Raw genomic sequence first — 3,304 nt, forward strand, 5'->3', positions numbered from 1 at the left:
ACTCCGGTACGTTAAAGATGTCTACCCGCAGTCTGTCCCCAGGGCCGAGGGTATAAGAGTCAGCAAAGCTAGTATTCTGGGAGACAGCTCTGGCTTTGGGCTTGGCTGGAGTTTTGGCTTTACCTGGTTTAGTCTGGGCGAAGGTTACTTTCGCTGGTGCTTTTTTAGCTTTGGCTGGGGCGGCAATACCCGCTAAGGGGAGATTGACGATTGCCAATACTGGCACTAGACCAACGATTAGACCTTTATAGAGATAAGTCCGCAAACTAGCATTATTCATAAATAAGTGTATATATTTAGTGGCGATCGATCGCGATAGTCTAATAGTCTAGTTTAAGGCTTGGAGGCGATTATTTTCCTCAGTGTTTTATAGTACATTTGCACGCTCCTATGACTAGATCGACACTCGCTCGTTTGCCCGAGCGAGTGTCGCACCAACTCGACCGATTTGTGCCAGATTACTAATTGAGTTGACTCTAGATTCAGACTTTTTGACAACAATTTACTCGTCATAGGTTAGATCTAGTCTGGCTTTGACGACGTTACCTGTCAAAGTGATGTTCCCTAGCGAGTCGCGGCGATCGAGACTAGCTCGATCCATTATTCCCACACCCTTACCCAAAAGTCGCAACGCTCGATCGAGTATCGTCCTGCCAGCGATTTGACTCCTGCTCAGCGATCGCTGGAGATGTTTGTCAGACTGGTTTTAGCCAAAAAAGCAGCTTGTCACTTTCTCGCAATAAATCGACATCCCAAAAGGCGATCGAGAAGTGTTAAGTTAGGAGTGGGCATATTGTATAAGAATCTGATGTTGCCAGCTATGAAAAAAATCGTCGTGGGACTCTCCGGCGGAGTAGACAGCTCGGTTGCCGCTGCGATTTTGTGCGATCGAGGTGATGATGTTATCGGTCTGACTCTGTGGTTGATGCGCGGTAAGGGTCAGTGTTGCTCGGAAGGGATGGTCGATGCCGCCAAAATTTGCGAACAGTTGGGGATTACCCATCAAATTGTCGATAGTCGCGATACTTTCGAGCAGTATATTATCGATTATCTCGTCGCTGGCTATGAAGCTGGCATCACGCCATTGCCCTGTTCCCAGTGCAACAAGGCGGTCAAATTTGGGCCGATGGTGGCTTATGCCAAAGCTGAATTGGGAGCCGATTATATTGCCACTGGGCACTATGCGCGGATTACCTATGACGAGCAATTACAACGGCATCAATTACGACGCGCGATCGACAGATCCAAAGATCAAACTTACTTTCTCTACGATCTAGAGCAACATATCCTCGCGGCGACTGTGTTTCCGCTCGGAGATACCCTCAAAACCCAAACCCGCGCAATTGCGGCGCAATTAAATCTCTCCACCGCCGATAAACCCGAAAGTCAAGATCTGTGCCTAGTGGAAAAACACGGCTCGATGAAGACGTTTCTAGACAAATATATCACCGAACGTCCGGGTGAAATCGTCGATACTCAAGGAGCCGTATTAGGTCAACATCTCGGTATCCATCATTACACGATCGGGCAACGTCGCGGCATTGGCATCGCCGCTCCCGAACCGCTGTATGTCGTCGCCCTAGATGCGCTCAAAAATCGTGTCGTCGTCGGCTCCCGTGCGGAAACTCACGGTAGCGAATGTACAGTCGATCGCGTCAATTGGGTGTCGATCCCTCAACCCACCGCACCGATTCGGGCGGAGGTACAGGTGAGATATCGTTCTGAGGCTGTCCCTGTGAGCGTAATTCCCCTCGTAGGAGACAAGGTGAAATTGGTGTTTGATGAACCCCAGTTTGGCATTACCCCCGGTCAAGCGGCGGTCTGGTACGATGGCGATATCGTCCTCGGTGGTGGCATTATCGATCCGATCGGTTAGTTGGTGATTGATGTGAATCGGAGATCTAAATCCCCCAACCCCCTTGGAAAGGGGGCTTTATTGATTGGGCTGCGTTTTGAGATCTAAATTCCCCAACCTCCAAGAATGCGCTTGCTCTTAAAGTTCCCCTTTTTAAGGGGGATTTGGGGGGATTCATGGGGATTTCGCTTCTCACCAGAGATGTGTATACACGGTTATTCTCGCTCTGCTGACTTCAGCACTAGTTCTGTCTCAGTATCGATCGGTTCCGCAAGATCGGTAGCACGATCGATTCTCCGACGGGGTTGTTTCCAGCGATCGAGGACGTCTTCAATTAACACGGTATTAATCCAAACCTTGGCAACTACAGTTAATGGTAATGCCAATAATAATCCCAGAAAACCGAAGAAAGTTGTAAAAAATACTTGAGCGATTAGGGTAATCGCAGGTAATAAAGACACCTGCTGTGCCATGATATAGGGCGTGAGTAAGCTACTTTCAAACTGTTGGATCGAAAAGTAAATAATAAAGATTGCTACTGCCTTCCACGGTTCGTCTAGTAAGGCGATCGCCATGGGGATAATCACGCCGATCGTCGGCCCGACATTGGGAATAAAATTGAGTAACCCAGCCAGAATTGCTTGAGCTAAAGCCAGGGGAATTCCTAAGATTAATAAACCAATTAAACTGAGTACGGCGACCACAATCATACTCAAAATTGCCCCGCCAACCCACTTGCCCAAAGACACTTCGCATTCAGCTAAAATTCCATCGATCCGCCGCCGATAAAAACTGGGAAATAAACAGATAAATGCCCGCCGATAAGCATTGGGTTGAGCCAATAGCATAATCGTCAGAATTATCATAAATAAGAAGTTGAGGATCGCGCCGAGCGAGCTAGAAAAGATCGTCGGCAATCCACCTGCAAAAGATTTCATCACAGGTTGAAGCTGTTGGGTGAGATCTTCTACAGTTGGTAAATACGGAAAGATTGGTGCGGGAATATATGACTGGATATTCGTCCGCCATTGTGGTGCTGAGTTGAGAATTGCAGGAAACTTAGTCGCCGTCAATTCTTGAAATTGGGTGATAAATGGGGGGACGATCGTGATGAAAAAGCCGATTAAGACCCCACTGAAGATCGCAAGTGCTGCGAGCACTCCTACCGTTCGAGATAGCTTAAACTGGTGCTGAATTTTGCGAGCGAGCTTATTGAGGGCTGTTGCCAAAACTATCGCTGCAAAAACTATCAATAGTACTTGACGAATCTGCCATAGCACGTATAACGACACCAGGATCGCCACAAACCCCAACCACTGACCTAATAACATACGCAACTCCAACCGAGCCTCAAACAGCTAAGACTTTCTCTTATCTTAACCCTCGATCGCGCATACTACATACGTCTAAGTTAACCAAAGCGCCCGGAAACGTAATCATTAGTCCGGC

Annotated in this window: 3 protein-coding genes and 1 pseudogene; 2 read left to right on the forward strand and 2 right to left on the reverse strand. The window is 47.9% G+C overall.

Features of this window, described 5'->3' with window-relative positions:
- Positions 1–280, reverse strand: a pseudogene (locus tag RMO52_RS17495) (polysaccharide export protein); the annotation flags it as partial.
- 253 nt (positions 281–533) lie between these two features.
- Between RMO52_RS17495 and RMO52_RS17500 the strand changes: the two are divergent.
- Together RMO52_RS17500 and mnmA are read left to right on the forward strand one after the other, a co-directional pair.
- Complete coding sequence (locus tag RMO52_RS17500) at positions 534–665, forward strand: hypothetical protein (RefSeq protein WP_309738816.1); 132 nt, start codon at positions 534–536, stop codon at positions 663–665.
- Positions 666–820: 155 nt separating this feature from the next.
- A complete protein-coding gene (gene mnmA / locus RMO52_RS17505; RefSeq protein WP_309738819.1) occupies positions 821–1,876 on the forward strand; it encodes a tRNA 2-thiouridine(34) synthase MnmA in 1,056 nt (351 codons plus the stop codon).
- A 194-nt stretch (positions 1,877–2,070) separates the two neighbouring features.
- Here mnmA and RMO52_RS17510 read toward each other — a convergent pair whose 3' ends face one another.
- Positions 2,071–3,186 (reverse strand): AI-2E family transporter, encoded by a 1,116-nt coding sequence (locus RMO52_RS17510; protein WP_310416751.1) that lies wholly within the window; start codon positions 3,184–3,186, stop codon positions 2,071–2,073.
- Positions 3,187–3,304: the final 118 nt, after the last annotated feature.

The organism is Chamaesiphon sp. OTE_8_metabat_110 (genome assembly GCF_031382685.1).
Taxonomy (GTDB): Bacteria; Cyanobacteriota; Cyanobacteriia; order Cyanobacteriales; family Chamaesiphonaceae; genus Chamaesiphon.